At 39.2% G+C, this 24946-nt stretch carries 24 protein-coding genes; 6 read left to right on the top strand and 18 right to left on the bottom strand.

Annotation, left to right across the window (positions count from 1 at the left end):
• Nucleotides 1-243 precede the first annotated feature (243 nt).
• Both IGL24_RS04020 and IGL24_RS04015 read left to right on the top strand, forming a co-directional pair.
• Nucleotides 244-981, top strand: a complete 738-nt coding sequence (locus IGL24_RS04020) for a DUF6577 family protein (RefSeq protein ID WP_207115804.1) — start codon at nucleotides 244-246, stop codon at nucleotides 979-981.
• Nucleotides 978-2057 carry a nucleotidyl transferase AbiEii/AbiGii toxin family protein gene (locus tag IGL24_RS04015; protein ID WP_207115805.1) on the top strand — a complete coding sequence of 360 codons (1080 nt, stop codon included), beginning with the start codon at nucleotides 978-980 and terminating at the stop codon, nucleotides 2055-2057. The genes IGL24_RS04020 and IGL24_RS04015 overlap by 4 nt, the downstream gene beginning before the upstream one ends.
• 118 nt (nucleotides 2058-2175) lie before the next feature.
• On the opposite strand, the gene IGL24_RS04010 is transcribed toward IGL24_RS04015, so the two are convergent.
• From IGL24_RS04010 to IGL24_RS03990, 5 genes are all read right to left on the bottom strand, one after another.
• Entirely contained in the window at nucleotides 2176-2439 is a 264-nt protein-coding gene (locus IGL24_RS04010; RefSeq protein WP_010718705.1) for a type B 50S ribosomal protein L31, read from the bottom strand.
• Nucleotides 2440-2535: 96 nt separating this feature from the next.
• Nucleotides 2536-3831: a transcription termination factor Rho gene (rho, locus tag IGL24_RS04005; protein ID WP_206856560.1), complete on the bottom strand. Its 1296-nt coding sequence runs from the start codon at nucleotides 3829-3831 to the stop codon at nucleotides 2536-2538.
• Nucleotides 3828-5099: a UDP-N-acetylglucosamine 1-carboxyvinyltransferase gene (locus IGL24_RS04000; RefSeq protein ID WP_206856559.1), complete on the bottom strand. Its 1272-nt coding sequence runs from the start codon at nucleotides 5097-5099 to the stop codon at nucleotides 3828-3830. The genes rho and IGL24_RS04000 overlap by 4 nt, the downstream gene beginning before the upstream one ends.
• Nucleotides 5100-5274: 175 nt before the next feature.
• Nucleotides 5275-6144, bottom strand: coding sequence for a class II fructose-bisphosphate aldolase (locus IGL24_RS03995; RefSeq protein WP_206856558.1), 870 nt, complete (start codon nucleotides 6142-6144; stop codon nucleotides 5275-5277).
• A 263-nt stretch (nucleotides 6145-6407) separates the two neighbouring features.
• Nucleotides 6408-8018, bottom strand: a complete 1611-nt coding sequence (locus IGL24_RS03990) for a CTP synthase (protein WP_206856557.1) — start codon at nucleotides 8016-8018, stop codon at nucleotides 6408-6410.
• 343 nt (nucleotides 8019-8361) lie between these two features.
• Here IGL24_RS03990 and IGL24_RS03985 point away from each other — a divergent pair, with 343 nt between their 5' ends.
• Nucleotides 8362-8667 (top strand): DUF898 family protein, encoded by a 306-nt coding sequence (locus IGL24_RS03985; RefSeq protein WP_206856555.1) that lies wholly within the window; start codon nucleotides 8362-8364, stop codon nucleotides 8665-8667.
• Nucleotides 8668-8811: 144 nt separating this feature from the next.
• Here the strand turns inward: IGL24_RS03985 and glnA are convergent, their stop codons facing one another.
• The 6 genes from glnA to IGL24_RS03955 all read right to left on the bottom strand — a co-directional run bounded on the left by glnA (nucleotide 8812) and on the right by IGL24_RS03955 (nucleotide 14264).
• Entirely contained in the window at nucleotides 8812-10152 is a 1341-nt protein-coding gene (glnA, locus tag IGL24_RS03980; RefSeq protein ID WP_206856554.1) for a type I glutamate--ammonia ligase, read from the bottom strand.
• A gap of 35 nt (nucleotides 10153-10187) precedes the next feature.
• Complete coding sequence (locus IGL24_RS03975) at nucleotides 10188-10583, bottom strand: MerR family transcriptional regulator (protein ID WP_010736065.1); 396 nt, start codon at nucleotides 10581-10583, stop codon at nucleotides 10188-10190.
• Nucleotides 10584-10752: 169 nt separating this feature from the next.
• Nucleotides 10753-11997 carry a GTPase HflX gene (hflX, locus tag IGL24_RS03970; protein WP_207115806.1) on the bottom strand — a complete coding sequence of 415 codons (1245 nt, stop codon included), beginning with the start codon at nucleotides 11995-11997 and terminating at the stop codon, nucleotides 10753-10755.
• A complete protein-coding gene (gene miaA, locus IGL24_RS03965; RefSeq protein WP_207115807.1) occupies nucleotides 11994-12917 on the bottom strand; it encodes a tRNA (adenosine(37)-N6)-dimethylallyltransferase MiaA in 924 nt (307 codons plus the stop codon). Before miaA ends, hflX begins: the two co-directional genes overlap by 4 nt.
• A 7-nt stretch (nucleotides 12918-12924) precedes the next feature.
• On the bottom strand, nucleotides 12925-13659 hold the full coding sequence (locus IGL24_RS03960) for a glycerophosphodiester phosphodiesterase (RefSeq protein ID WP_207115808.1): 735 nt from the start codon (nucleotides 13657-13659) through the stop codon (nucleotides 12925-12927).
• A gap of 140 nt (nucleotides 13660-13799) precedes the next feature.
• Nucleotides 13800-14264: a hypothetical protein gene (locus tag IGL24_RS03955; protein WP_371740687.1), complete on the bottom strand. Its 465-nt coding sequence runs from the start codon at nucleotides 14262-14264 to the stop codon at nucleotides 13800-13802.
• Between the two features lie 244 nt (nucleotides 14265-14508).
• Here IGL24_RS03955 and clpP point away from each other — a divergent pair, with 244 nt between their 5' ends.
• Nucleotides 14509-15102 (top strand): ATP-dependent Clp endopeptidase proteolytic subunit ClpP, encoded by a 594-nt coding sequence (gene clpP, locus IGL24_RS03950; RefSeq protein WP_010736070.1) that lies wholly within the window; start codon nucleotides 14509-14511, stop codon nucleotides 15100-15102.
• A gap of 83 nt (nucleotides 15103-15185) precedes the next feature.
• Here clpP and IGL24_RS03945 read toward each other — a convergent pair whose 3' ends face one another.
• The 3 genes from IGL24_RS03945 to IGL24_RS03935 form a co-directional block, all read right to left on the bottom strand.
• Nucleotides 15186-15674, bottom strand: a complete 489-nt coding sequence (locus IGL24_RS03945) for a gamma carbonic anhydrase family protein (RefSeq protein ID WP_206856549.1) — start codon at nucleotides 15672-15674, stop codon at nucleotides 15186-15188.
• 74 nt (nucleotides 15675-15748) lie between these two features.
• A complete protein-coding gene (gene efrB, locus IGL24_RS03940; RefSeq protein ID WP_206856548.1) occupies nucleotides 15749-17509 on the bottom strand; it encodes an ABC transporter ATP-binding protein in 1761 nt (586 codons plus the stop codon).
• Entirely contained in the window at nucleotides 17506-19236 is a 1731-nt protein-coding gene (locus tag IGL24_RS03935) for an ABC transporter transmembrane domain-containing protein (RefSeq protein ID WP_207115809.1), read from the bottom strand. Before IGL24_RS03935 ends, efrB begins: the two co-directional genes overlap by 4 nt.
• 390 nt (nucleotides 19237-19626) lie before the next feature.
• Here IGL24_RS03935 and IGL24_RS03930 point away from each other — a divergent pair, with 390 nt between their 5' ends.
• Nucleotides 19627-19839: a DNA-directed RNA polymerase subunit epsilon gene (locus IGL24_RS03930; protein ID WP_206856544.1), complete on the top strand. Its 213-nt coding sequence runs from the start codon at nucleotides 19627-19629 to the stop codon at nucleotides 19837-19839.
• Nucleotide 19840: 1 nt separating this feature from the next.
• Nucleotides 19841-21520 (top strand): ribonuclease J1, encoded by a 1680-nt coding sequence (gene rnjA, locus IGL24_RS03925; RefSeq protein WP_429968395.1) that lies wholly within the window; start codon nucleotides 19841-19843, stop codon nucleotides 21518-21520.
• Between the two features lie 143 nt (nucleotides 21521-21663).
• Here rnjA and IGL24_RS03920 read toward each other — a convergent pair whose 3' ends face one another.
• From IGL24_RS03920 to IGL24_RS03905, 4 genes are all read right to left on the bottom strand, one after another.
• Nucleotides 21664-21864 carry a cold-shock protein gene (locus IGL24_RS03920; RefSeq protein ID WP_206856542.1) on the bottom strand — a complete coding sequence of 67 codons (201 nt, stop codon included), beginning with the start codon at nucleotides 21862-21864 and terminating at the stop codon, nucleotides 21664-21666.
• A 149-nt stretch (nucleotides 21865-22013) separates the two neighbouring features.
• Complete coding sequence (gene radC / locus IGL24_RS03915) at nucleotides 22014-22706, bottom strand: RadC family protein (protein ID WP_206856541.1); 693 nt, start codon at nucleotides 22704-22706, stop codon at nucleotides 22014-22016.
• Nucleotides 22707-22764: 58 nt separating this feature from the next.
• Entirely contained in the window at nucleotides 22765-23424 is a 660-nt protein-coding gene (locus IGL24_RS03910) for an HAD family hydrolase (protein WP_207115810.1), read from the bottom strand.
• The gene (locus IGL24_RS03905; RefSeq protein ID WP_207115811.1) at nucleotides 23414-24727 is read right to left on the bottom strand and encodes a glutamate ligase domain-containing protein; all 1314 of its coding nucleotides are present in this window, start codon (nucleotides 24725-24727) and stop codon (nucleotides 23414-23416) included. Before IGL24_RS03905 ends, IGL24_RS03910 begins: the two co-directional genes overlap by 11 nt.
• Nucleotides 24728-24946 lie beyond the last annotated feature (219 nt).

Raw genomic sequence — 24946 nt, 5'->3', positions numbered from 1 at the left:
AGGTATTCTCATAGCTTAATGCTTTTTCATTAGATTAGTAACATTTGTTTTACGTTCAAAAGAAGGCTCGCTAATTCTATTACTGAATATTTTATTATAAGTTCAAATTTTTAAATTAGAAATTGGATAACTAAACAAATATTAGGGTAATAATTTGATTTACACCCAATTATTTGTTAAAATAAATCAAACATTCGGGTTTTATGATTATTTATACCCAATTATTTGCCTAGGAGAATTATTATGTCTAGTAATCTATATAAAAATGAGTTAATTAACTATTTGAAAAATAAATCAGAAATTTCCACGGAAGAACTCCACATGTTTTATCGACAATTCACTCCTAATTTACCAATGAATACATTACGTTGGCGGATTTATACGCTTAAGCAACAAGGACTCATTTATAGTCCCAAAAGAGGTGTCTATGCACTCAGCGAAAAGGAGACGTTTACTCCAGCACCTAATGATAAAATTTTACACATAGCTAACCTTTTACAAACTAAATTTCCTTATGTGAACTTTAGCATATATTCCACACGATATATTGGTAATCTGTCTAATCACGTGTACCAGACAAACAATCTAATCATCGAAATCGAAATTGATACCTTAGATGCTTCCTTTCATTTTTTGAAGGATCAGTTCCCTAATACTTTTGTGTCCCCGGATCAAAAGATGTATGACTACTATATTAGTCCTTCAGAAGAAAATATTATTATCAATCGCTTATATGTTGATGCTCCTTTAAATAAGTTTGATGGAAACTTTTACATTCCTAAAATAGAAAAATTAATTGTCGATTTACTAGTAAACAATCCCATTATTCTCCCAATCAGCTCTGCAGAAATCCAAACAATTATCTCTACTATTCTAAATACGTATAATATTAATTATTCAACGCTTACCCGTTACGCAAAAAAGAGAAATGTAAACCAAGAACTAAAACAAATATTGGCTAAAAAAGGAGAAGAAGAATGATTAAAGAATCTAGTTTTACTGCTGACTGGTATTCATCTGTAGAAAAGGACTATCAAAAATTAGACCATAATTTATTGGACAAAGTAACACACGCTTTATATTTACTAGAAAAGCTTACAGATACTCAATTAGAGTTTATTTTTAAAGGCGGAACTTGTTTACTTTTATTGCTTGAAGAAATTAAACGATTCTCTATTGATATCGATATTGTTATTACTAGAACAATCTCCAAAGAAAAACTTTCTAATACGTTACAAACAATTATTGATTGTTCTCTCTTTACCCGATTTGAAGAACAATCACGCTATCAAACAGAGATTCCCAAGGCGCATTTTAAGTTTTTTTATCCATCACCATTAGATGGTACAGAATCCTATGTATTACTTGATATTTTATTTGAGTCCTCTCCCTACAATCAGGTAATAGAACTGCCGATCAATAGTCCTTTCGTAGTTACTTCACCACCAAACAAAGCAGTTTACGTCCCTGATATCGAAAACATACTAGGCGATAAGTTAACTGCATTTGCCCCAAATACTACTGGTATTCCTTACAACAAGGGAAAAGAAATGGAAATTATTAAACAGTTATTTGACGTTGAAAGCTTATTTGACCAAGCAAAAGGTTTAGATAAAATAAGAGCCGCTTTCATCAAATGCGCGAAACAAGAACTTATCTATCGCGAATTAAGTAACATGGATCCTGATGACGTCTTAGATGATATCCTAAAAACTGCATGTGTTATTGGGGGACGTGGTAGTAGTTATAAAGAGACATTCTTAAAATTAGAAGATGGAATCCGGAGAATCAAGTCTCATATCATTTGTAAAAACTATATATTAGAAGAAGCTGTGGTGAGTGCTTCTAAAGCTGCATATTTAGCTTGTCTGATAAAATCTAATCATACAACTATCGAACACTACGACTCATCTAAATCTTTGCCTGAACTAACCGGTGCTTTCCTCTTTAAAAAGATGGGAAAGATTAAAAAATTTAGTCCAGAAGCATATTATTATTTTGCGAAAGCTCAAGAAATCAGTAATTATATACATCAAACGGCTAACGATACTATTTAGAGATTATTTTTTAATAGATACCCAGTTCATGAGCTTTACATAGAAATTTACAAAAAATAAAAAAAACAGACTATCCTCATGGGATAGTCTGCTAAACCTTGACTTAACAACGTTTTTATTATTCCGCAGCGTTTGCGTCTTTGAGACCGTATTTTTTGTTGAAACGGTCCACACGTCCGTCTGCTTGTGTGAATTTTTGACGTCCAGTATAGAATGGATGTGAGTCAGAAGTTACTTCGACACGGATGACTGGGTATGTATTACCGTCTTCCCATTCAACTGTTTCTTGTGAAGTTTTTGTTGAACCTGACAAGAATTTGAAACCAGTTGTAGAATCCAAAAATACTACTGGATGGTAATCTGGATGGATATTTTCTTTCATGCTATTCGCTCCTTTGCCCTGCTTCATTTGCTGAACCAGAGTTGATTTGTCGATTTACAACATTTACATCTTACCATGTTTCCTATGAGCTTGCAATTATCTTTTTAAATTTCTTGTGGGATTTTTTTTGCCAAAAGAAACATCTTGGAATTCTTTAAAAAATTGTTGGTTATTTTTAGTTTTTCGCAAGAAACGAATCAATTGTTCCGTATATTCTAATGAGTCGCCAATCATATGCTTACGCAATTTCCAGATTTCTTCTAGTTGCTCGCTATCCATCAATAACTCTTCTTTACGCGTACCTGATTTTTTGATGTCGATTGCTGGGAAAATACGTCGCTCTGATAATTCACGTGACAATTGTAACTCTAAGTTCCCTGTTCCTTTGAACTCTTCATAGATGACATCATCCATCCGACTCCCTGTATCAACTAATGCCGTTGCTAAAATCGTCAAGCTACCGCCTTCTTCGATATTTCTGGCAGCACCAAAGAATTTTTTCGGTTTGTACAAGGCAGCTGGATCGATCCCTCCACTTAATGTTCGACCACTTGGCGGCACGACTAAGTTATATGCACGTGCTAATCGTGTGATACTATCCATCAAGATAACGACATCTCGTTTGTCTTCAACTAAACGCATGGCACGCTCTAACACCAATTCAGAAACCCGAGTATGGTTTTGCGGTTGCAAATCAAACGTAGAAGAAACCACATCACCTTTGACACTGCGTTCAAGGTCAGTGACTTCTTCTGGTCGTTCATCGATCAGTAAGACGATCAATTCAACTTCTGGATGATTTTCAGTGATGCCATTGGCGATTTCTTTTAGGATGGATGTTTTTCCTGCTTTCGGAGGTGCAACGATCAAACCACGTTGGCCAAATCCAATAGGGGAAAAAATATCGATCATGCGAGTTGCTATTTGTTGTGGCGTTGTTTCTAAGCGAAGCTGTTTCTCAGGATAAAGAGGCGTCAGTGCTGGGAAATGCGGGCGTTCTTTCGCATCTTCTGGATCTTTACCGTTGACACTTTCAACATGCATCAACCCATAATAACGTTCTGATTCCTTTGGCGGTCTTGCTTTACCAGCTACTTTATCCCCGTTTCTTAAACTGAAACGACGAATCTGAGAAGCAGAGATATAGATATCTTCAACACTTGGACCATAATTGATCGGCCGTAAAAAGCCATAGCCATCTTGTCCTACGATATCTAAGATCCCTTCCATATAATAGAAGCCTTGTTTCTCAGCCTGTGCCCGGATAACAGCTAAGGATAATTCCTTTTTGTTCATTTTACTGTAATAAGGAATCTTGAATTCTTTTGCATAACTGTAAACATCTTTTAGCGTTTTGTTTTCCAGTTCGGCCATTGTCAAATAATCGCTCATTCGGCTTCCACTTCCTCCACCATTTTAATACTTGCTCCAATTGCAGTTAACTTTTCGATGATATGATCGTAGCCTCGCAAAATATATTCGACATTATAAATCGTTGTCGTGCCTTCTGCCATCAATCCTGCGATCACTAAACAAGCACCTGCACGTAAATCTGAAGCAACGACTTCAGCGCCATGGAGTTTATTTGGGCCATTCAAAATGATCATATTGCCTTCTACCGAAATATCAGCACCCATTCGTGCCAACTCAGGAACATGATTTACTCGTTTCGAATAGATCGTATCCACGATTTCAGCAGTTCCTGTGGTCATCAATAATAACGGTGTCAACGGTTGTTGTAAGTCTGTGGCAAAACCTGGATACGGATAAGTCATCACATTTGCTGCTTTCAAATCCTTTGAAGGATAGACTTCGATCTCGTCTTCACTGATTTTCATACTTACGCCGATTTCTTGAAGTTTTGCAATAAAACTTTCAAGATGCTCATAGATCACGTTCTTGATTTTTATGCCATTTCCTGCCGCAGCAGCCACAGCTAAATAAGTCCCTGCTTCGATACGGTCAGGGATCATAAAATGACGGCAACCATGCAGTTCTTCTACCCCTTCGATACGAATGACGTCCGTACCAGCTCCACGGATCTTGGCACCCATATTGTTCAATAATGTCGCAACGTCAATGATCTCAGGTTCACGTGCTGCATTTTCGATCGTTGTCTGTCCTTTTGCTTTTACTGCGGCTAGCATGATATTGATCGTTGCACCAACAGAAATCACGTCCATAAATACACGGTTTCCGTTAAGTGTTTTGTTTTCTGTTCGTAAATACATCGCACCGTGTTCATTGGTTACTTTCGCACCTAATGCTTCAAATCCTTTGATATGAAGGTCGATGGGACGGGGACCAAGGTAACAACCACCTGGTAAACCGACAACTGCTTCACCGAATTTACCTAATAATGTTCCCATAAAATAGTAAGACGCACGCAAACTATTGATCTTTCCACTTGGCATTGGTACTGAAACAACGCCACGAGGATCGATCTCTAAGACATTATTTGCAAAACGGACAGTAGCGCCCATGATCTCTAAAATCTCTATCAATGAATGAACATCTTGGATATCAGGTACACCTTCCAAGATCACCGGAGAATCTGCTAAAATCGCTGCCGGTATCAAGGCAACTGCACTATTTTTAGCACCACTGATCGTTACTTCACCGGTCAATGGACGATTTCCTTCGATAATTATTTTTTTCATTTGTTCCCCACCTTGTTTATTCCTCAAATTTTATACATATGTTTGTATTTTATCATAGATGAAACGAAGAAACGAGCATCGTTCGTTTTATTTAAACAAAAAAGAAGAGAACAACCGCCTGACTGGCACATTGCTCTCTTCTTTCAATTCTTGGAATCGATCTAGTTTTTATCGATTATGCTTTGTTAGCAGAACCGAACCAGTCGATATGAGATTCAGCATCTTTAACGATTGCTGCTTTACCTGGTGCTAATAATTTACGAGGGTCAAATCCTTTACCTTCGCGGTCTTTACCAGCTTCGATATACTCACGAGTTGCTGCAGCAAATGATAATTGGAATTCAGTGTTAACATTTACTTTAGAGATACCCATTGAGATTGCTTTTTCGATTTGATCTTGAGGAATACCAGATCCGCCGTGTAATACTAAAGGTACGTCTGAACCTACAGCATCAGCAATTGCTTGTAAGTGGTCAAATGCTAATCCGCTCCAGTTTTCTGGATATTGACCGTGGATGTTACCAATACCACATGCTAGGTAGTCAATACCTGTTGCTACCATTTGTTTACATTCTTCGATGTCTGCTAATTCGCCTGATCCGATGATTCCATCTTCTTCTCCACCGATTGAACCTACTTCACACTCAACTGAGATTCCTTTAGCATGAGCTCTTTCAACAACGTCTTTAGCTAATTTCAAGTTTTCTTCGAATGGTAAATGAGAACCATCGAACATAACTGAAGTATAGCCAACTTCGATACATTCTAATGCTGCATCGTAGTCACCGTGGTCTAAATGGATTGCTACTGGAACAGTGATGTTCATTGATTCAACTAAATTAGTGATCATGTCTTTACATACTTTATAACCACCCATGTATTTAGCTGCACCCATTGAAGTTTGGATAAGTACTGGTGCTTTTTTAGCTTCAGCTGCTTCTAAGATCGCTTGAGTCCATTCTAAGTTGTTTGTGTTGAACCCGCCGACTGCATAACCGCCTTTACGAGCAGCTTGTAAAAATTCAGCTCCTGATACTACTGGCATAATAAATTCCTCCTAAATTTTGTATAACTAAATTTGTTAAGACATTCCTTAACCAACGAACCTATTTTACCAAACATTTCAGTAGTTTTCTACTAAAATCAATAAAAATGAAAATTTTCAAGAAGCTTTTTTCATTTAAAAAACAGCCACTACTGAAATATCATTGGTAAAAGGTTCGCCACGAACATTTTTAGTTATTTATTAATAACAATTCTAATTATTTGACACCGCACGATTTTGACGAATCAAATAATTTCATCGGCCTATTTTGTTTCGCGTTCTGCTAATGAAGCACCAACAAATGCTTTGATCAATTTTTGCGGACGATTTGGACGTGAGATCAATTCTGGATGGAATTGACATCCTACAAAGAATTTTTTCTCTGTGATCTCGACGATCTCAACCAAACGATTGTCTGGAGAGACACCAGAGAACACTAAGCCATGTTCTTCAAATTGTTGACGGTATTTATTGTTGAATTCATAGCGATGACGATGACGTTCTTGCACAACTTCTGCATTATCGTAAGCTGCAGCAGTTGTCGTACCTTTTTTGACTTTACATGGGTAAAGACCTAAACGCAACGTACCACCCAGATTTTCAATGTTTTCTTGATCTGCCATCAAGTCGATGATGTTGTGTTCTGTTCCTGGAATAGTTTCTGCTGAAGCAGCGTCTTCTAGACCTACGACATTACGTGCAAACTCAACACAAGCCATTTGCATTCCTAAACAGATTCCTAAGAAAGGCACATCATTTTCACGTGCATAACGAATAGCTTCGATCTTTCCTTCGATACCTCGGTCACCAAATCCGCCTGGTACTAAGATCCCATCGGCATCTTTCAATCGTTCGTCGACATTTTCACTCGTTAGCTCATGGGCTTTTACCCAATCTAATTCGATATCCGCATCAAACGCAAAGCCAGAATGCTTCAATGCTTCTACAACTGAGATGTAGGCATCTGGTAATTCAACATATTTTCCGACCAAAGCGATCCGTACTTTTTTCTTCAAGTTCAATACGCGATTTTCTAACGCTTTCCATTCTGTCATGTCTGCTTCTGGGGTTGATAGTTTCAAATGATCACAAACGATTCGATCCATTCCTTGTGATTGTAATAATAATGGGATTGAATATAATGTATCCACATCTGGCGATTCAATCACTGCTTCTGGTTCCACATCACAGAACTGAGCTAATTTATTTTTAACATCTTGAGAAACAGGTTGCTCTGTTCGAACAACTAAAATGTTTGGTTGGATACCTAAACCACGTAATTCTTTTACGCTGTGTTGTGTTGGCTTAGTTTTCATTTCACCAGCCGCTTTCAAATAAGGGATCAAGGTTGTGTGGATATACATCACATTATCAGAACCAACATCCGCTTTCATCTGACGTAAAGCTTCTAAGAACGGAAGTGACTCAATATCCCCAACTGTTCCTCCAACTTCAGTGATGATGATATCTGAATCGGTCATTTTTGCTGCCCGCATGATTTTTTCTTTGATTTCATTGGTAATATGTGGAATAACTTGGACAGTTGCTCCTAAGTACTCCCCTTTACGCTCTTTACGTAGGACTTCTGAATAAATTTTTCCTGTCGTCACATTGGAGTATTTGTTCAAGTTGATGTCAATAAAACGTTCATAGTGGCCTAAGTCCAAATCCGTTTCTGCTCCATCATCTGTGACGAAAACTTCTCCGTGTTGGTAAGGACTCATTGTTCCTGGGTCCACGTTGATGTATGGATCAAATTTTTGGATCGTTACTTTCAATCCACGATTTTTCAACAAACGGCCTAAAGATGCTGCGACAATCCCTTTACCAATCGATGAAACAACGCCGCCTGTCACAAAAATGTATTTTGTCATATGTTCAAAAACTCCTTCTTGTTTTATCTGCAGGAAAAGTCTAAGAAAATAAATAAGGCTCCCTATCCTTCAAAAGAATAGGGAGCGGTAATTTCTGTAAACTTCTGACCCTCTAAAAGGGTGCCCAAGGTGTATATTACAAGCTATCTAGGAGAAAGTCAAGTGTTCAATTGTGATTGAATCCGCTCACTTTCTTAAAAGACTTTAATTATTATTCGATTGATTAAAATAAGAAGTAAAATAGAATATAGGAAATATTGAGAAATTATTAGGAAAATACAAGAAGAAAATGTTACTATTAATATTGAACTAAAAAAAATTTATCTAGAAAAGAGGAACATTTATGAAAGAATCTTATTTTGATGGTGGACTTGCCACTTATATTGGTACATCGATTTTAGCTTCACTTATCACCATTCTAACGTTAGGTATCTGCGCACCTTGGGGATTTTGTCTCTTATATAATTGGAAAATCAAACATACTGTAATCAATGGAAAAAGGCTTTACTTTGATGGTACAGCAATGCAATTATTCGGTCATTGGATCAAATGGTTCTTACTCACTATCATCACTTTAGGAATATATGGTTTCTGGGTAAATATCAAGTTAGAACAATGGCGAGTGAAACACACACATACAATCAATTGATATTTACATATTACATTAAACCAATGACAGTAAATTAGTTCTTTAGAATCCATCGCAAAACTAACGAATATAATTTAAAAAAAGCCGAACCATGGCTATTACCCCATAGATTCGGCATTGTACACTTTTATTAGAAATCGTTGCTTAATAAAGTTCTAAATATTGTTCTCTTTCCCACTCAGAAACTGTTTGTCTGAAGGCTGCCCATTCCAGGCGTTTCGCTTCGACAAAGTTTGCAAAGATATGATTGCCTAACGCATCGATCATCACTTTATCTTTACGCAATTCTTTGATCGCATTGTGGATCGTTGATGGGAGATCTTGGATTTGCGCTTCTTCACGTTCTTCTTCATTCATCACGTAAATGTTGCGATCAACCGCTGGTGGTGGTGTCAATTCGTTACGGATTCCGTCTAATCCTGCTTGTAATAACACAGCCATCGCTAAGTATGGATTCGCCGCCGGGTCCACAGAACGTAATTCTAGACGAGTCGATAGACCACGAGATTCAGGCACACGTACCAATGGTGAACGGTTTCGTCCGCTCCATGCTACATAAACAGGTGCTTCATAACCTGGAACTAAACGTTTGTAAGAGTTGACTGTTGGATTGCAGACTGCGGTATACGCGCGTGCATGTTTCAATAAACCACCTAAGAAGTGGTATGCCGTTTGGCTTAACTCTAAATCGCCATCTTTATCATAAAAGGCGTTTCCTTCTTCATTGAACAAAGACATATTGCAGTGCATTCCAGAACCATTGATTCCGAATAATGGTTTTGGCATGAAGGTCGCATGTAAGCCATGTTTACGTGCAATGGTTTTTACTACTAATTTAAACGTTTGGATATTGTCACAAGCGTCTACGACATCCGCATATTTGAAGTCGATCTCGTGTTGTCCAGGAGCGACTTCATGGTGAGAAGCCTCTACTTCAAAGCCTAAGCTTTCTAATTCTAACACGATATCTCGGCGGCAGTTTTCGCCCAAGTCAGTTGGGGCAAAATCAAAGTAGCCACCTTTATCATTCAAAGTCGTCGTGATCCCGCCATCTTCGTCTAACTTAAATAAGAAAAACTCTGGTTCAGGGCCTAAGTTGAATGAGGTGAAACCAAGTTTTTTCATGTCATTCAATGAACGTTTTAGATTGCCACGAGGGTCCCCAGCAAATGGTGTACCGTCTGGATTATAAATATCACAGATCAAGCGTGCCACTTTACCGTGGTCGCTTTCCCATGGGAAGATCATCCAAGTAGAAAGATCAGGATACAAGTACATATCACTTTCTTCGATTCTGACAAATCCTTCGATCGAAGAACCATCAAACATCATTTTATTTTCAAGCACTTTGTCGATTTGACTCACTGGAACCTCAACATTTTTGATCGTTCCTAAAATATCTGTGAACATTAAACGTAAAAATCGTACGTTTTCATCCTCAATGATTCGTTTAATCTCTTCGCCTGTGATTTGTTTCTTTACCATGGTATCTGTATCCCTCTTTCTATTTTTTATTCCATTCAGTCAAAGTATTGACGTTGTTGCAACCCTTGTGACTGATAATGTCCTGTTTTCGCTAACCCGCCTTGAGCTAAGATCTCATCACGGAAAATTTGACGAACGTCGTGATCGGTCAGCGGTTTTTTACTTTTTTCTTCTTGTTTTTTCGCCTGTGCCATTTCATAGACACGTTTGATCCCAGCCATATTCAGTCCTTCTGAAAGATAGTCTTTGATTTCTAGTAAAATATCGATGTCATTCAAAGAATACATGCGCCGATTTCCTTCGCTTCTCTCAGGATGAACAAATTCCTGTTCTTCATAATACCTGATTTGCCGAGCGGTTAAGTCTGTTAGTTTCATAACTGTACCAATTGGAAAAACCGACATTGAACGACGTAATTCCTTTTCTCCCATCTGACGTCTCCTTTCGTCCTATCAATTGACTAAAGTATACCAATCACAAAAAATGCTGTCAACCTCTCATGTAAGGTTTTCTTACATAGAAACCAAGTTTTTTTATAAAAAAACTTGGTCAACTCCTAAATGAAGCCAACCAAGTATATTTATTCTTACTATTTACTTTTTAAAATAACTCATCTTTTTTTATCCATTTAGAGTTTTTATTCGCAAACCCTCGTACTTCATAGCTATTTTCGTCTTCAATAAAATGCTCATCTAGTACAAGCGTCTGTCTTCTCAACTCACTTAGCAGTTGTCCTTGATCACTAGGTACCAGTTTTGTATATGGGACCATCAGCTCCATCAACTGTCGTTTGATTGCTTCAATCAAGCGTTCTTTCCCTTCTTGTGTTTGAGTCGAAACCAAGACATTCGGGAATAGCGTTGGCGTGAAGGTAGCTGGATCGATCAAATCAGATTTATTATAGACCGTCAAAACAGGCATTTCTTTCATCTCTAGCTCATCCATTAATTTTAAAACCGTCTGTTCTTGCAAGATCCGATCAGAAGAACTCACGTCAACGACATGTAATAACAGATCCATGCCTTGACTTTCTTCAAGGGTCGAATGGAACGCATCGATCAACTGTGTGGGCAAATCTTGGATAAATCCAACTGTATCCGTCACAGTCAGCTCAAGCCCTTCCGCAAAACGCCATTTTTTAGTGAGTGGATCTAGCGTGGCAAACAATTGATCTTTTGCATATGATTCTGCTTGCGTCAATAAATTGAGGATCGTCGATTTACCGGCATTCGTATAACCAATCAACCCAATTTGAAACACATCACTGCTTTGTCTTTTCTGGCGGTTGCGTTCTCGATGCGCTTCTACTGTTTTTAATTCTCTTTTTATGCCTAAGATCTTATTACGGATATGGCGACGATCTGTTTCCAATTTTGTTTCCCCTGGACCTCTTGTACCGATTCCTCCACCAAGACGAGAAAGCGACTTTCCTTGCCCAGCTAGACGAGGTAATAAGTATTCCAATTGTGCCAACTCGACTTGAAGCTTTCCTTCTTTCGAACGCGCACGCATGGCAAAGATGTCTAAAATCAATTGGACTCGATCAATCACTGGGGCGCCTACCGCATCTGTGATCAGTTGGCTTTGACGCGGAGTCAGTTCATGATTGAAAATGACTAGCTCTGCTTCATAAGCATCCGCTAATTGTGTCAATTCTTGGAGTTTTCCTTTACCGATCAGCGTTTGCCGATCTACTTGAGGGCGCTTTTGCGTAAGGGTATAAACAACCTCACCCGCCGCCGTATCTGTCAATTGTGCTAATTCTTTCATTGATTCAGCAAAATACCGTTGATTTTCTTCTGTTTCTACACCAACGATGATCACTTTTTCTTTTGCTTCTTTCACGCGCTCACCTCTTTCAGCCAACCTTCGATGGCACTTTCGATATTTGCAAGATCTGTCGGTTCTTTTAATAGATCAAACCAATTCGCCGTCAAGCGATTACGAAACCAAGTCAGTTGACGTTTCGCGTACCGCCGCGAGTTCAGTTTGATTTGTTCGACTGCTTCATCTAAAGTGATCTTTTCTTCAAAATAAGGAAATAATTCTTTGTAGCCGATTCCTTGACTTGCTTGAACTGTTCCAAGCTCATAGACTTTTCTTGCTTCTGCAATCAGTCCTTCCGCCAACATTTGATCCACTCGTTGATTGATCCTGCTATAAAGGAACTCACGCTCGGTATCCAGACCGATCATATAGTAATCATATAAGCACACTGGCGTTTCTTTTGGTGCCATGATACTGTAGCCAGTTGTCTCGAATACTTCCAACGCTCGAATCACTTTTCGTTGATTGTTCCAATGGATTTTTTCTGCTGCAAGCGGATCACGATCGTTCAAATAAGCCCATAGCTTTTCTTTTCCTAGTCGTTCCGCCATTTGTTCATATTTCGCTCGAACGTCTGGGTCTGTATCTTCATTTGCTCCTAATTGAAAGTCGTACAATAACGATTGAATATATAAACCTGTACCACCAACGATGATCGGCAACTTGCCCCTGTTGGTGATCTCAGTGATCAGTCGTCTACCTGTTCGCTGAAAATCCGCTGCCGAATACTGTTGATCCGGTTCGATCACATCAATCAAATGATGTGGGATTCCCATCATTTCACTCGGCTTGATTTTTGCTGTACCGATATCAAGTTGTTTATAAATTTGTAAGGAATCCCCACTGATGATCTCGCCATTGAATTTTTGGGCAAGTGTCACACTCAATGCTGTTTTACCAACTGCTGTGGGTCCTACGATCACTAATACTTTTTCCATATGACTCCTACTTTTTCTTTAATTGTTTCACATACCAGGCACGTTCAGGAAAATCTGTGATGAGCGCATCAACAGGTTCATTGAAGCCTCTTTCAAGATCTTCGGTCGTATTGACTGTCCAAAGGCGAATACGTTTTGGAAACTCTTGTAGTTCCTGAGAGTGTTTAAATGCCCAAGCCGCTTTAGGATGAAGCCCTTCGATAAAAGGCAATGTCTTAGCTAATTCGAATTTCTCCATTGAATCACTCATCAAAAGGTCCAACTGTGCATCAGGTTCGATGACGGATAAGCGTTCTAATGAACGAAGATTGAAACTGCAATACGCATGACGAAACGGCCATTCGTTTTTCGTCATTAGTTCAGATACTCGCGCTTCGATTCCTTCATATTCATACTTATCTGTTTTGATTTCGATCATCAATGTGCCTCGATAGTTTTTTTGGAGAAGCAACGAGAGTACTTCTTTCAAGGTTGGGATCTTCGCTGCTGGAAATTCTTTACTGAACCAACTTCCTGCATTCAACTTCTTTAATTCTTCAAGGGTCTTTTCTCGCACCAGACCTTTACCATTCGTGGTTCGATCGACTGTTTCATCATGGATCACGATCAACTGTCCGTCTTTACTCAGATGAACATCAAGCTCGATTCCATCAGCCCCTACTCTTACTGCTTCAGAAAAAGCTGGTAAGGTGTTTTCTGGATGCGTTCCCTTACTTCCTCGATGTGCATAAATCTGTACCATAGTCCTCACTCCGATCATCCCTATTTTACCACAGGAACAAAAAAGAAAAAGCTCGGACTCATTATGAATGTCCAAACTTTTTCTATTATCGTTAGTATCTGCTTGCTATTTAGTTGAACAAGCGATATTTAAGCATTTACTTAGCTCCATACATCATCTTTTGAGAAAAAGCCGATCGGTTGTCTAGTCGTATTTTTCAACTGGGATTTTTTCTCATTGATCATTGCGGTCAAGTTGTCTGTAAAGTTTTCTAAAATCACACGACCACCTTTGTAAGCATAACCACCGATCTTCATTGTTTCATCCGGTGAAAGAATCACTTTGCGATGTGCGATATTTTGGAATAATTCGTCTAAAATATAATTGGGTAAATAAAAATTATTTTGTGCAGAAAATGATTGCAGATACGCAAAATCATCGATTGTGATATAACAATCGTCAAAAGCATCAAAGCTGACATATTCTTCTAACAAGCTTGCGCGCTTTTGGAGGATCTCATTGATTTTTTTATTCAATTGATTCAACGTTTCGATTTCTTTGACTTTTAGTTCCAATTCGCGTCTACGTTGCTCTTTATTCTCTAAATGACGCATCTGGATCGCCATCCCAAAATACACTAAGATCGCTCCTACTAATACACCGATAAAACCTGTGATAGCAATTACCAATTATGGTTCCTCCTTCTTATTGATTTCTTTTTTTATCATAACATAAACTGACTTTATGAGACTAGCTATCGGAAAGTTTTTTCATTTGACCTTTATTGACCAAAAATGTATACTACTTTGTAGGTAATCAAAATCAATTTATGTTACACTATTTCTAAACAAATCAAGGAGGAACCTTATTATGAATTTAATTCCTACAGTTATTGAACAATCCTCACGTGGGGAAAGAGCCTATGATATTTACTCACGTTTATTGAAAGACCGCATCATCATGTTGAGCGGACAAGTAACAGATGATCTTGCAAACTCGATCATCGCGCAATTACTATTTCTTGATGCGCAAGATTCTGAAAAAGACATCTACATCTACATCAACTCACCTGGTGGTTCTGTAACTGCCGGAATGGCGATTTACGACACAATGAATTTTGTGAAAGCAGATGTTCAAACAATCGTTATGGGGATGGCTGCTTCAATGGGAAGCTTCTTATTGACTGCCGGAACAAAAGGCAAACGATTTGCTTTACCAAATGCTGAAATCATGATCCACCAACCATTGGGTGGCGCTCAAGGTCAAGCAACAGAGATCGAGATCGCTGCACGTCACATCTTACAAACGCGCGAACGCCTGAATAAAATCTTGGCTGAACGTACTGGTCAACCAATCGAAGTGATCGAAAAAGACACAGATCGTGATAACTATATGACTGCTGAACAAGCAAAAGCATACGGTTTGATCGATGAAGTCATGGAAAACAGTGCTTCATTAAGCTAATCAACCGATAAGACCAATGAAAGAAGGACCGTCATATTCACATGACAGTCCTTCTTTTTTCGCTATACAAACAGGCGATCAACCTAGTTTTGCCATTCTTTGAAAAATCCGTCCGCATGTTTTTGTCCCATCTCGATATAATGCGCGATATTCTGTTTATTTTTGCGGATTTCTTCTTCTGTTAAAGGACGGATCACCTTGGCTGGTCGGCCAAAAGCTAAAACATTCGGCGGGATGATTTTTCCTTCGGTCACAAGTGACCCGGCACCGATCAAGCTGTTTTCACCGATGACTGCATGATTCAACACGGTCGCTCCCATACCGATCAACGCACCCTTTTCGATTTTACAACCATGGAGCATACATTGGTGACCAACTGTGACATTTTCAGCGATTTCGACTGGTGCATCATGATCAACATGGATGACTGTTCCGTCTTGAATATTGGTTCCATTGCCGATCTTGATCCAATTGCTATCACCACGAACCACTGCTTGGTACCAAATCGTGACATCTTCTCCTAATTCTACATCACCGATCACTGTCGCATTTTCTGCTATAAACCTTGCCATCTCGTTCCCTCTTTTCATTTTTATTGAAGAAAAAAGGTTCTAGAAGGCTGTCTGCCCCTAGAAACCTCTTTCCGTTATTCCGCAGATTCAGCAAACTGGCTATTATAAAGTTTCTCGTAGAAACCGCCTTTTGCTAATAAACTTTCATGTGTTCCTTTTTCAATGATTTGTCCTTGATCCATGACCAAGATCAAATCAGCCTCACGAATAGTTGATAGACGGTGAGCGATCACAAAACTCGTTCGTCCTTCCATGACTTTATCCATGGCTTTTTGGATCAACGCCTCTAGTCTCGTATCAACGGAACTAGTCGCCTCATCTAAAATCAATATCTTCGGATCTGATACGACCGCACGAGCAATCGTCAATAATTGTTTTTGTCCGAGAGAAACATTTTCTCCCTCTGAGTTGATTTCCATATCATATCCGTCAGGCATCGTCCGGATAAAATGATCGACGTTCGCTGTTTTTGCTGCATCAACGATTTCATAATCCGTTGCATCCAGCTTACCAAAACGAATATTATCTGCGATTGTCCCTTCATATAACCAAGCATCTTGTAGCACCATGCCAAATAATGAACGGACATCACTACGACTCATCGCTTTCGTATCGATTCCATCGATCTTGATCGCGCCATGTGTGACATCATAAAAACGCATCAATAAGTTGATCAATGTTGTTTTCCCAGCTCCTGTCGGTCCAACAACTGCCACCATCTGCCCTGCAGCTACTTCAAAATTAAGATCTTGGATCAATGGTTTCTTCGGATCATAAGCAAAATCGACATGTTCAAACGACACATTTCCTTGAATCGTTTCTGGCAAAGGAACATCGACTTTGTTTTCTTTTTCCTCAGGTTCATCTAAAATCTCAAAGACCCGTTTTGTCGCTGCTGAGGCACTTTGTAACACAGATGATAATTGCGTTACATTTCCCATTGGTTGGCTGATTTGCCAAATGTATTGGATAAACGCTTGTAGTTGCCCAACAACGATGACGCCCGAGATAACGTAAAAGCTTCCTAAAATCGCCATACCAATGTAAGTAGCGTACGCCGTCAACTGCACTAAAGGCATCATCAATCCAGAAATGAAGGCCGCTCTAAATCCAAAATGTTTTAACTTATGATTGACTTTATGAAAGCCTTCAAACGTTTCTTTCTCACGGCCATATACTTTTAACACGCTAAAACCAGTCATGTTTTCTTGAACATAGCCGTTTAATTCTCCTAAAGAGTTTTGCATTTCTTGGAAATACTTTTGAGAAGCATTGATCACTCGTTTAGAGATCCAAATCGATGCTGGGATCATGATCATTGAGATCAACGCCATGATTGGTTGGATATAAAACATCATCGCCGCTGCCATCGTAATTCCTAAGATCGCATTCACGACACCGATAAATGCTTGTTGTAAAGCACCGCTGACTGCATCTACGTCATTTGTTACACGAGATAAAATATTTCCTTGTTGGTTTTTATCAAAATAAGAAACCGGCAAGCGATTGATTTTTTCTTCAATATCTCTACGCAAGTCTTTCATTGCGCTTTGAACAACATTTGTCATTAATACACCCGAAAGTAATTGAGAGATACAGTACCCTGTACCAACTACTGCGATCCAAATCAAACAGTTAATGATATAAGAAAAATTGATGGATTCATTATTTGCTAGGTTTTTACTGATTTCTGTCGTTGGAAGACCTACGACGTAAGGAAGCGCTGCGTTGAATGCCACCGTCAAAAATGTAAATAACAGTACTAAGATAAACGTCAAACGATACGGACGGATATAGCGGGCTAAACGTTTAAAAGAAGCGAAGGTTTTTTTCATGCTAATTCCTCCTTCGATAATTGAGAAGCGGCGATATCGTAATAAATCGGACAATTTTCCAATAGCTCACGATGTGTTCCCATGCCCACTACTTCTCCTTCATTCATTACGATGATTTTATCCGCGTGCATGATCGTACCCACACGTTGCGCCACGATCAGTACGGTTGAGTCAGTGGTTTCTTTTTTCAACCTTGCGCGAAGTTTTGCATCTGTTTGATAATCAAGTGCAGAAAAGCTATCATCAAAAATATAGATTTCTGGACGGCGGATAATTGCTCGAGCAATCGCTAACCGTTGCTTTTGTCCACCGGAGAAGTTTGCCCCACCTTCAGAAAGATGTTCATCATATCCATCTGCTTTTTTGGAAATAAAATCAGTTGCCTGCGCAATATCAGCCGCACGCTCCATTTCCTCTTGTGTTGCATCTTCCTTACCGTATCTCAAATTTTCAGCGATCGTGCCCGTAAACAATAATGCTTTTTGTGGAATAAAACCGATTTTTTGTCTCAACTTACTCAACTGATACTTACGTACATCGACACCATCAATCAAAATCTCCCCATGTGTAACATCATAAAAACGAGGAATCAATTGGATCAACGTCGATTTACCACTACCGGTACTACCGATAAATGCTACGGTTTCGCCAGGTGAAGCGGTGAAACTCACATTACGGATCACTGGTTCTTGCGAATGGCCAGGATAAGCAAACGTTACATTTTTAAATTCAATGTATCCTTTTGTTTTTGTTTCTGATACCCCAGTGGCATCTTCAACAATAGCAGGTGAAGCATCTAAAGCTTCTTGGATACGACTAGCAGATACTGCTGCCCGTGGATACATCATGAACACACTGGCAAACAACATAAATGAAAACAATGCGTGGAAAATATATTCAATAAAAGCAATCAAATTCCCTACTTGCAATTGACCATCTGCGATTTGCAGCGTACCACTCCAAATGATCAAGATCATCACGATATTGAATAAGAAGAAAAAGCCGGGTTGCGCAACCGCCATCAAACGAAAGAGACTCTTAGAACTTGATGCATAATTCTCATTGACTTTTTCAAATCTTTTTTCTTCGAATTTTTCATTTACAAACGCACGGATCACTCGCAAACCTGATAGATTTTCACGTAAGATACTATTGATCCTGTCTAGATTCTTTTGTTGGATTTTTGATAAAGGTTCAGAGAACTTAGCAATCCCAATAACAGCCAACAATAAGAATGGCAACGCGCCAATAACATACAGCCCAAGAGATGGACTGGTACGCATAACCATATACAAACTAACAACAAACATCATCGGTGCCATAAAACCGATTCTCAAAATATTTTGTAGAAACAACATGATCTGGTACGCATCATTGGTCGTACGAGTGATCAATGACGACACACCTAATGTTTCATACTCTTGATGTGAGTAAGTTTGGATATGTTTGAATAGATCGTCACGAATGTCAGCCACGATATTCGTTGTGATCCTAGAACCAAAATATCCTAAAAATATATTCATAATGATCCCGATCACCGTGATCACGATCATTAATATCCCTTGTTGTTTCACATAGTCAAAATCATCATTGAGGATCCCGACGTCGATCATGCGTGCTAAAATAGTTGGTAAACCTAACTCGATCAAAATAAAACCGAATACACATATAAAATTCAACACCAAATATTTCTTGTAGCGCATGGTGTAATGCCACATTAACTTCACTTTATCATCTCCTTTGAATATTCTAACTATCTTGCCATTACTTTCAATAGTAGCACACTCTCCTCCATTAGAGAACACTTCTATTTTTTTAAAAGAAACTTTTCTGAAAAATATTTTTCTTTGCTACCTTTTTTCATTTTACGGTGACCGTTTTCTATACTTATCTCTTGATTTATGCTAGAATAGCAATTAACTATTGTATGTTTCATACAGAGGATCCGAGTAAAAAATATTCCAATTGGATAAGCAAATGCGAGGCTTGTCTCTTTAAGGAGAATCAAGTATTTTTCTTAAAGTATAAAAAATACAGGTGGCTAGTCCCCTCGTTTTGTGTTGTCCAAAAATACTACGCTAAATTACTGCATGATGCAGATAAAGGAGACATATATAATGATTTACAAAGTTTATTATCAAGAGTCAAAAATCCGTAACCCAAAACGTGAAGAAACACAGTCGCTATACATCGAGGCAAATAGCGATGTTGAAGCACGTCAACGAGTGGAAGAAAATACCCCATACAATATCGAATTCGTACAACTTCTAGAAGGCAACCATCTAGACTACGAAAAAGAAAACCCAGCATTCACATTAGTGGAGTTTTAAGATGAAACTTTCCATCAAAAATAATGAGACAGGCGTCTTTGCGATTGGTGGATTAGGTGAAATCGGGAAAAATACGTATGGGGTACAATTCCAAGATGAGATCATCATCATCGATGCTGGAATCAAATTTCCAGAAGATGAACTGCTTGGCATTGACTACGTCATTCCTGATTACAACTATATCGTACAAAACATACACAAAATAAAAGCATTAGTGATCACTCACGGACACGAAGACCATATCGGTGGGATTCCTTACTTATTGAAACAAGCAAATATCCCGATCTATGCTGGGCCTTTAGCTTTAGCACTGATCACAAACAAACTGGATGAACATGGTCTGCTTCGTGATACTGTACTCAATGAGATCAATGAAGATACCGTGATCCGTTTCAGAAAAACATCAGTCAGCTTTTTCCGAACAACTCATAGTATTCCTGATGCTTTGGGTGTCGTTGTCAAAACGCCTTCTGGTAACGTGGTTGCCACTGGAGATTTCAAATTTGATTTCACACCTGTAGGAGAACCAGCTAATTTGCATAAAATGGCTCGTATCGGAGAAGAAGGCGTGCTTTGCCTACTCTCAGATAGTACCAATGCAGAGATCCCAACGTTCACAAAATCAGAAAAAACGATCGGCCTTTCAATTTTGAAGATTTTCGAAAAAATCGAAGGACGTATCATCTTTGCCAGCTTTGCTTCCAATATCTTCCGTCTGCAACAAGCAGCAGAAGCAGCTGTAGCAACTGGCAGAAAAATCGCTGTTTTTGGTCGTAGCATGGAAAATGCGATCGTCAACGGACAACGTCTTGGCTACATCAAAGTACCAGATGGTACATTTGTTGATGCGCATGAGATCAATCGCTTACCGGCAAACGAAACAATGATTTTATGTACAGGTTCTCAAGGAGAGCCAATGGCTGCCTTGAGCCGTATTGCGAATGGGACCCATCGTCAAATCCAGATCCAACCAGATGATACAGTGATTTTCTCTAGTTCTCCGATCCCAGGTAACACAACAAGCGTGAACCACTTGATCAACTTGTTGTCTGAAGCTGGTGCTGAAGTGATCCATGGAAAAATCAATAATATCCATACCTCTGGTCATGGTGGACAAGAAGAACAAAAACTGATGCTTCGTTTGATGAAGCCAAAATATTTTGTTCCGGTCCACGGTGAGTTTCGGATGTTGAAGATCCACGCTTCTCTTGCACAAGATACAGGAGTCCCAGCGGAGAATTGTTTCATCATGGAAAATGGTGATGTCTTAGCTTTGACAAGTGATTCTGCTCGTTTAGCAGGTAAATTCGTGGCTGGTGATGTGTATATCGACGGTAGTGGAATCGGCGACATCGGTAACGTTGTTTTACGAGATCGTCATTTGCTCTCTGAAGAAGGACTTGTCCTTGCTGTGACGACAGTCGATATCAAGAAAAAAGAGATCCTTGCTGGTCCAGATATCCTTTCTCGCGGCTTCGTTTATATGCGAGAATCAGGTGATATGATCAATGAAGCGCAACGTATCTTGTTCCACGCATTACGTGATGTGCTAAATGCACCCGATTGTTCGGAACACAAACTAAAAGAAGCGATGGTCGGCGCACTGCAACCTTTCTTGTTCGACCGCACAGAAAGACATCCAATGATCATCCCTATGGTGATGACTCCGGATCAAGACTAACTCAAAACCACCAAACGAAATCGATCGTCTGGTGGTTTTTTTGTGATGAAAAAAAAGAGACTGTGTAATCACAGTCCCTTTTATCAACTAATTGATTCGCTCCATGAGAAAGCAAGCGTCATGTCAGTATATTTTCGTATGGATTATGCTTTTTCAACATTTGTAGCTTGTGGGCCACGATCTGAATCTTCTACGTCAAAAGTAACTGGTTGACCTTCTTCTAATGTTTTGAATCCTTCACCTTGGATAGCTGAAAAGTGTACGAATACGTCGCTGCCGTCTTCACGTGAAATAAAACCAAATCCTTTTTCAGCGTTGAACCATTTTACTGTTCCTTTTTCCATTAATAATACCCTCCTCGTGCCAAAGCACTAATTTGATTGTAACATTGCTCGTGTACGATAGAGGTGCAACAGATGTTTCAACTTCTATTCCCAAACAAAATTACATTATAATTGTACACTTGGTTGTTTTTTTTTGCAAGAAAGCTACATCATTCTTTTTCCATTAATCCTTCTTCTCTCAAACTAAAATATTGTTTGCGCCCAATGATCAGATGATCAAGCACTTCGATCCCCATCATCTCTCCACATTCCTGGATGCGTCGAGTCAATCGCATGTCCTGCTTAGACGGAAGAACGTTGCCGCTTGGATGATTGTGTGCAATCACAAGCCGTGCAGCCGAATAGCGGACCGCGTAATGGAACACTTCCCGCGGATGTGCGATCGTCTGATCCAGCGAACCAATAAATAGTGTTTTTTTTAGCAAGATTTGATTTTTTGTATCTAAATAAATACAAACTAAATGTTCTTGTTTTTGATCTTTTAGTTCTAAAATCAATTCTTTTGCCAATGCGTAACTGGCATGGACCGTCTTCGTTTGTCTTAGTTGATCGACTTGGATGCGCCGACCAAGCTCGATCAACGCTTTGATTTCCAAAGCTTTGACGCGACCGATCCCACGAACAGCCTCTAATTCTGCTAACGTTGCTTGTCTCAAGAGCGCTAACCCACCAAATTTCTTCAATAACGTACCTGCTATTTCTAATACATTATAAGGATGCTGACCGGTTCGCAATAAGATTGCTAAAAGCTCTTGGTCTGATAATGCATCTTCGCCATAAATCTCCATTCTTTCTCTAGGCAGAGAAGTCGATGGAACTGTATGAAGTAAATTTGTTTCCATAAAAAATCCTCCTTTCCCGTGCGCTCAAAATAAGATACGGAAAAAGAGGTCATTTATTTTATTTATTTGCGATCAATGACGGAACTTCATGAAGTGAAGACACAATCGCTGTTGTTTTTGCAGCTAATTCATCAGAAGGTGCTAATAGATCTGGCACCATGATAACTGGGATGCCAGCACCATGAGCGGCTAGTACGCCATTTTGAGAGTCTTCCAATATCAAAGTCTCTGCTTTTTCTGTTCCCAAATAAGCATGGGCACGTAAAAAAATTTCCGGATCTGGTTTTGCACGTTTGACATTTTCAGCGGAGACGATCGTGTCAAAACGATGGCGTAGATCATTTTTTTCTAGTAACAGCTCAATCACATGGCGCTGATTGCTTGATGCTACCACTTTTGGAATATCCTGTTCTTCCAAAAAGTTCAAAAATTCCAACACTCCTGGCTTTAATTCCACTTGCCCTGAAGCAAAACGGTCAAGTGTTTCTTGATAGGAATCGTCAATAAATTTTTGGACAGTTTCTCGACCAAAACTTGCAAAAATAGTATGGTAGTTCGCCCAAACCTCTTCATCAGATACCCCTAAAAATCGTAAATAAAGGTCTTTATCGTAGGGAAATCCCATTCGATCCGCTACTGTCTGAGATGCCTCATAGTATACGATCTCTGTATCAAATAATAAGCCATCCATATCGAAAATCACTGCATTAACTTTCATTTTTTCCTCCCAACTGTACAAGTAAATGTCGCACTTCAGAAATAAAATAGAGTGAACCTGTTACTACAAGAACATCTTCATCCGTCATCTTCTCCAAAATCTCCGCAAGTCCAAATTGCCACATTGAAACAATGGTGACTTGATCTTCCGTGCTTGCTTCGATATCCGTCAGCTCGATGGCTTTAGGATAATCAAAAGTGGTGACATAGATCGTTGCGTTTGGTATGTCTTGTAATTGGTGTAACATTTTATCAACCTCTTTTGTTCGTAAAGCAGAGAACAAAAGATGGATATGATCCCCTTTGAATTCTTCTTTTAGATTTTGGACTAAACGTGCCATGGCATGCGTATTATGCGCCCCATCTAAAATCACTAATGGTTCTTCACTTAATCGTTCCATTCGTCCAGGCCATTGCGCCTTTTTCAAGCCATTCATCACGTCTTTTTCGCGGAATGGGAGATTCATCAATTTGCAATACACTTGATACATTTCAACTGCCATACCGGCATTTTCTACTTGGTGTTGCCCGATCATATGGATCATCAACTTGGGGATCTTACCATACTCATTTTGGAATGAAAAAATCTCGCCCCATTCTTCTGCCGGATGTTTGTAGGTAACCGTATAATCCTCTCCACATGCGTGATGTGGCGCATTTTTTAGTTTGGCTTGCTTTTCGATCACTGCCATCGCTTCTGGTACGATCTTCCCAGTGACTAGTGGCACATTTTGTTTGATGATGCCCGCTTTTTGAGCGGCAATCTCTTCGATCGTATCGCCTAAGATATCCGTATGATCCATGCCGATCGTCGTGATGCCCGTCAACAAAGGTTTTGCAACATTTGTCGAATCGAGTAAACCTCCTAAGCCAACTTCGATGATCGCAACGTCGACTTGTTCTTCCAGAAAATAATCAAACGCCATCGCAGTCAATGTTTCAAATTCAGTAATGCCGGCTACCGCTTCAAATTGATCCATTTGCTCGACTAGCGGTTGATATTTCTTTACCAGTCGGATCAATGATTCATCAGGGATGCCTTGACCATTGATGGAAATGCGTTCATTGAATGATTCAATGTATGGGGATGTAAATGTTCCGACTGTTAAACCGGCTTCTTCCAATAAATATCTTAAATAAGTTACTGTTGAACCTTTGCCATTCGTTCCTGCAATATGGATCGTTTTGACTTTGTCTTCTGGATGCCCGACTACCTCTAATAAGGCTTCTACTCTGTCTAACCCAGGACGTGAGCCAAATGGTAATCGGCTATGGATCCAATTGATTGCTTCTTCGATTTTCACGTTTCCATTCCCCCATTCCTCTTCATTATAACAAAAAAGCCCACGTAAGAAACAATGAAATCCAGAAGAGTTTTTTTCTCAAAAAAAAAAAGAGGCAACTTTCGTCACCTCTCTTAATTTATGGTTCTATAATATCTAGTGTTGGTGGAAAACAATTTTGTTTTCTGCTAACACTATTTTTTGTAAAAAAAGATAGAAAAAGAGATATCCAAATTGATA

This window comes from Enterococcus sp. DIV2371 (assembly GCF_050498525.1).
Classification (GTDB): domain Bacteria; phylum Bacillota; class Bacilli; order Lactobacillales; family Enterococcaceae; genus Enterococcus_B; species Enterococcus_B mangumiae.
Note: the sequence above shows the minus strand (reverse complement) of the source record. Positions and strands in the feature narration are given on the sequence as shown.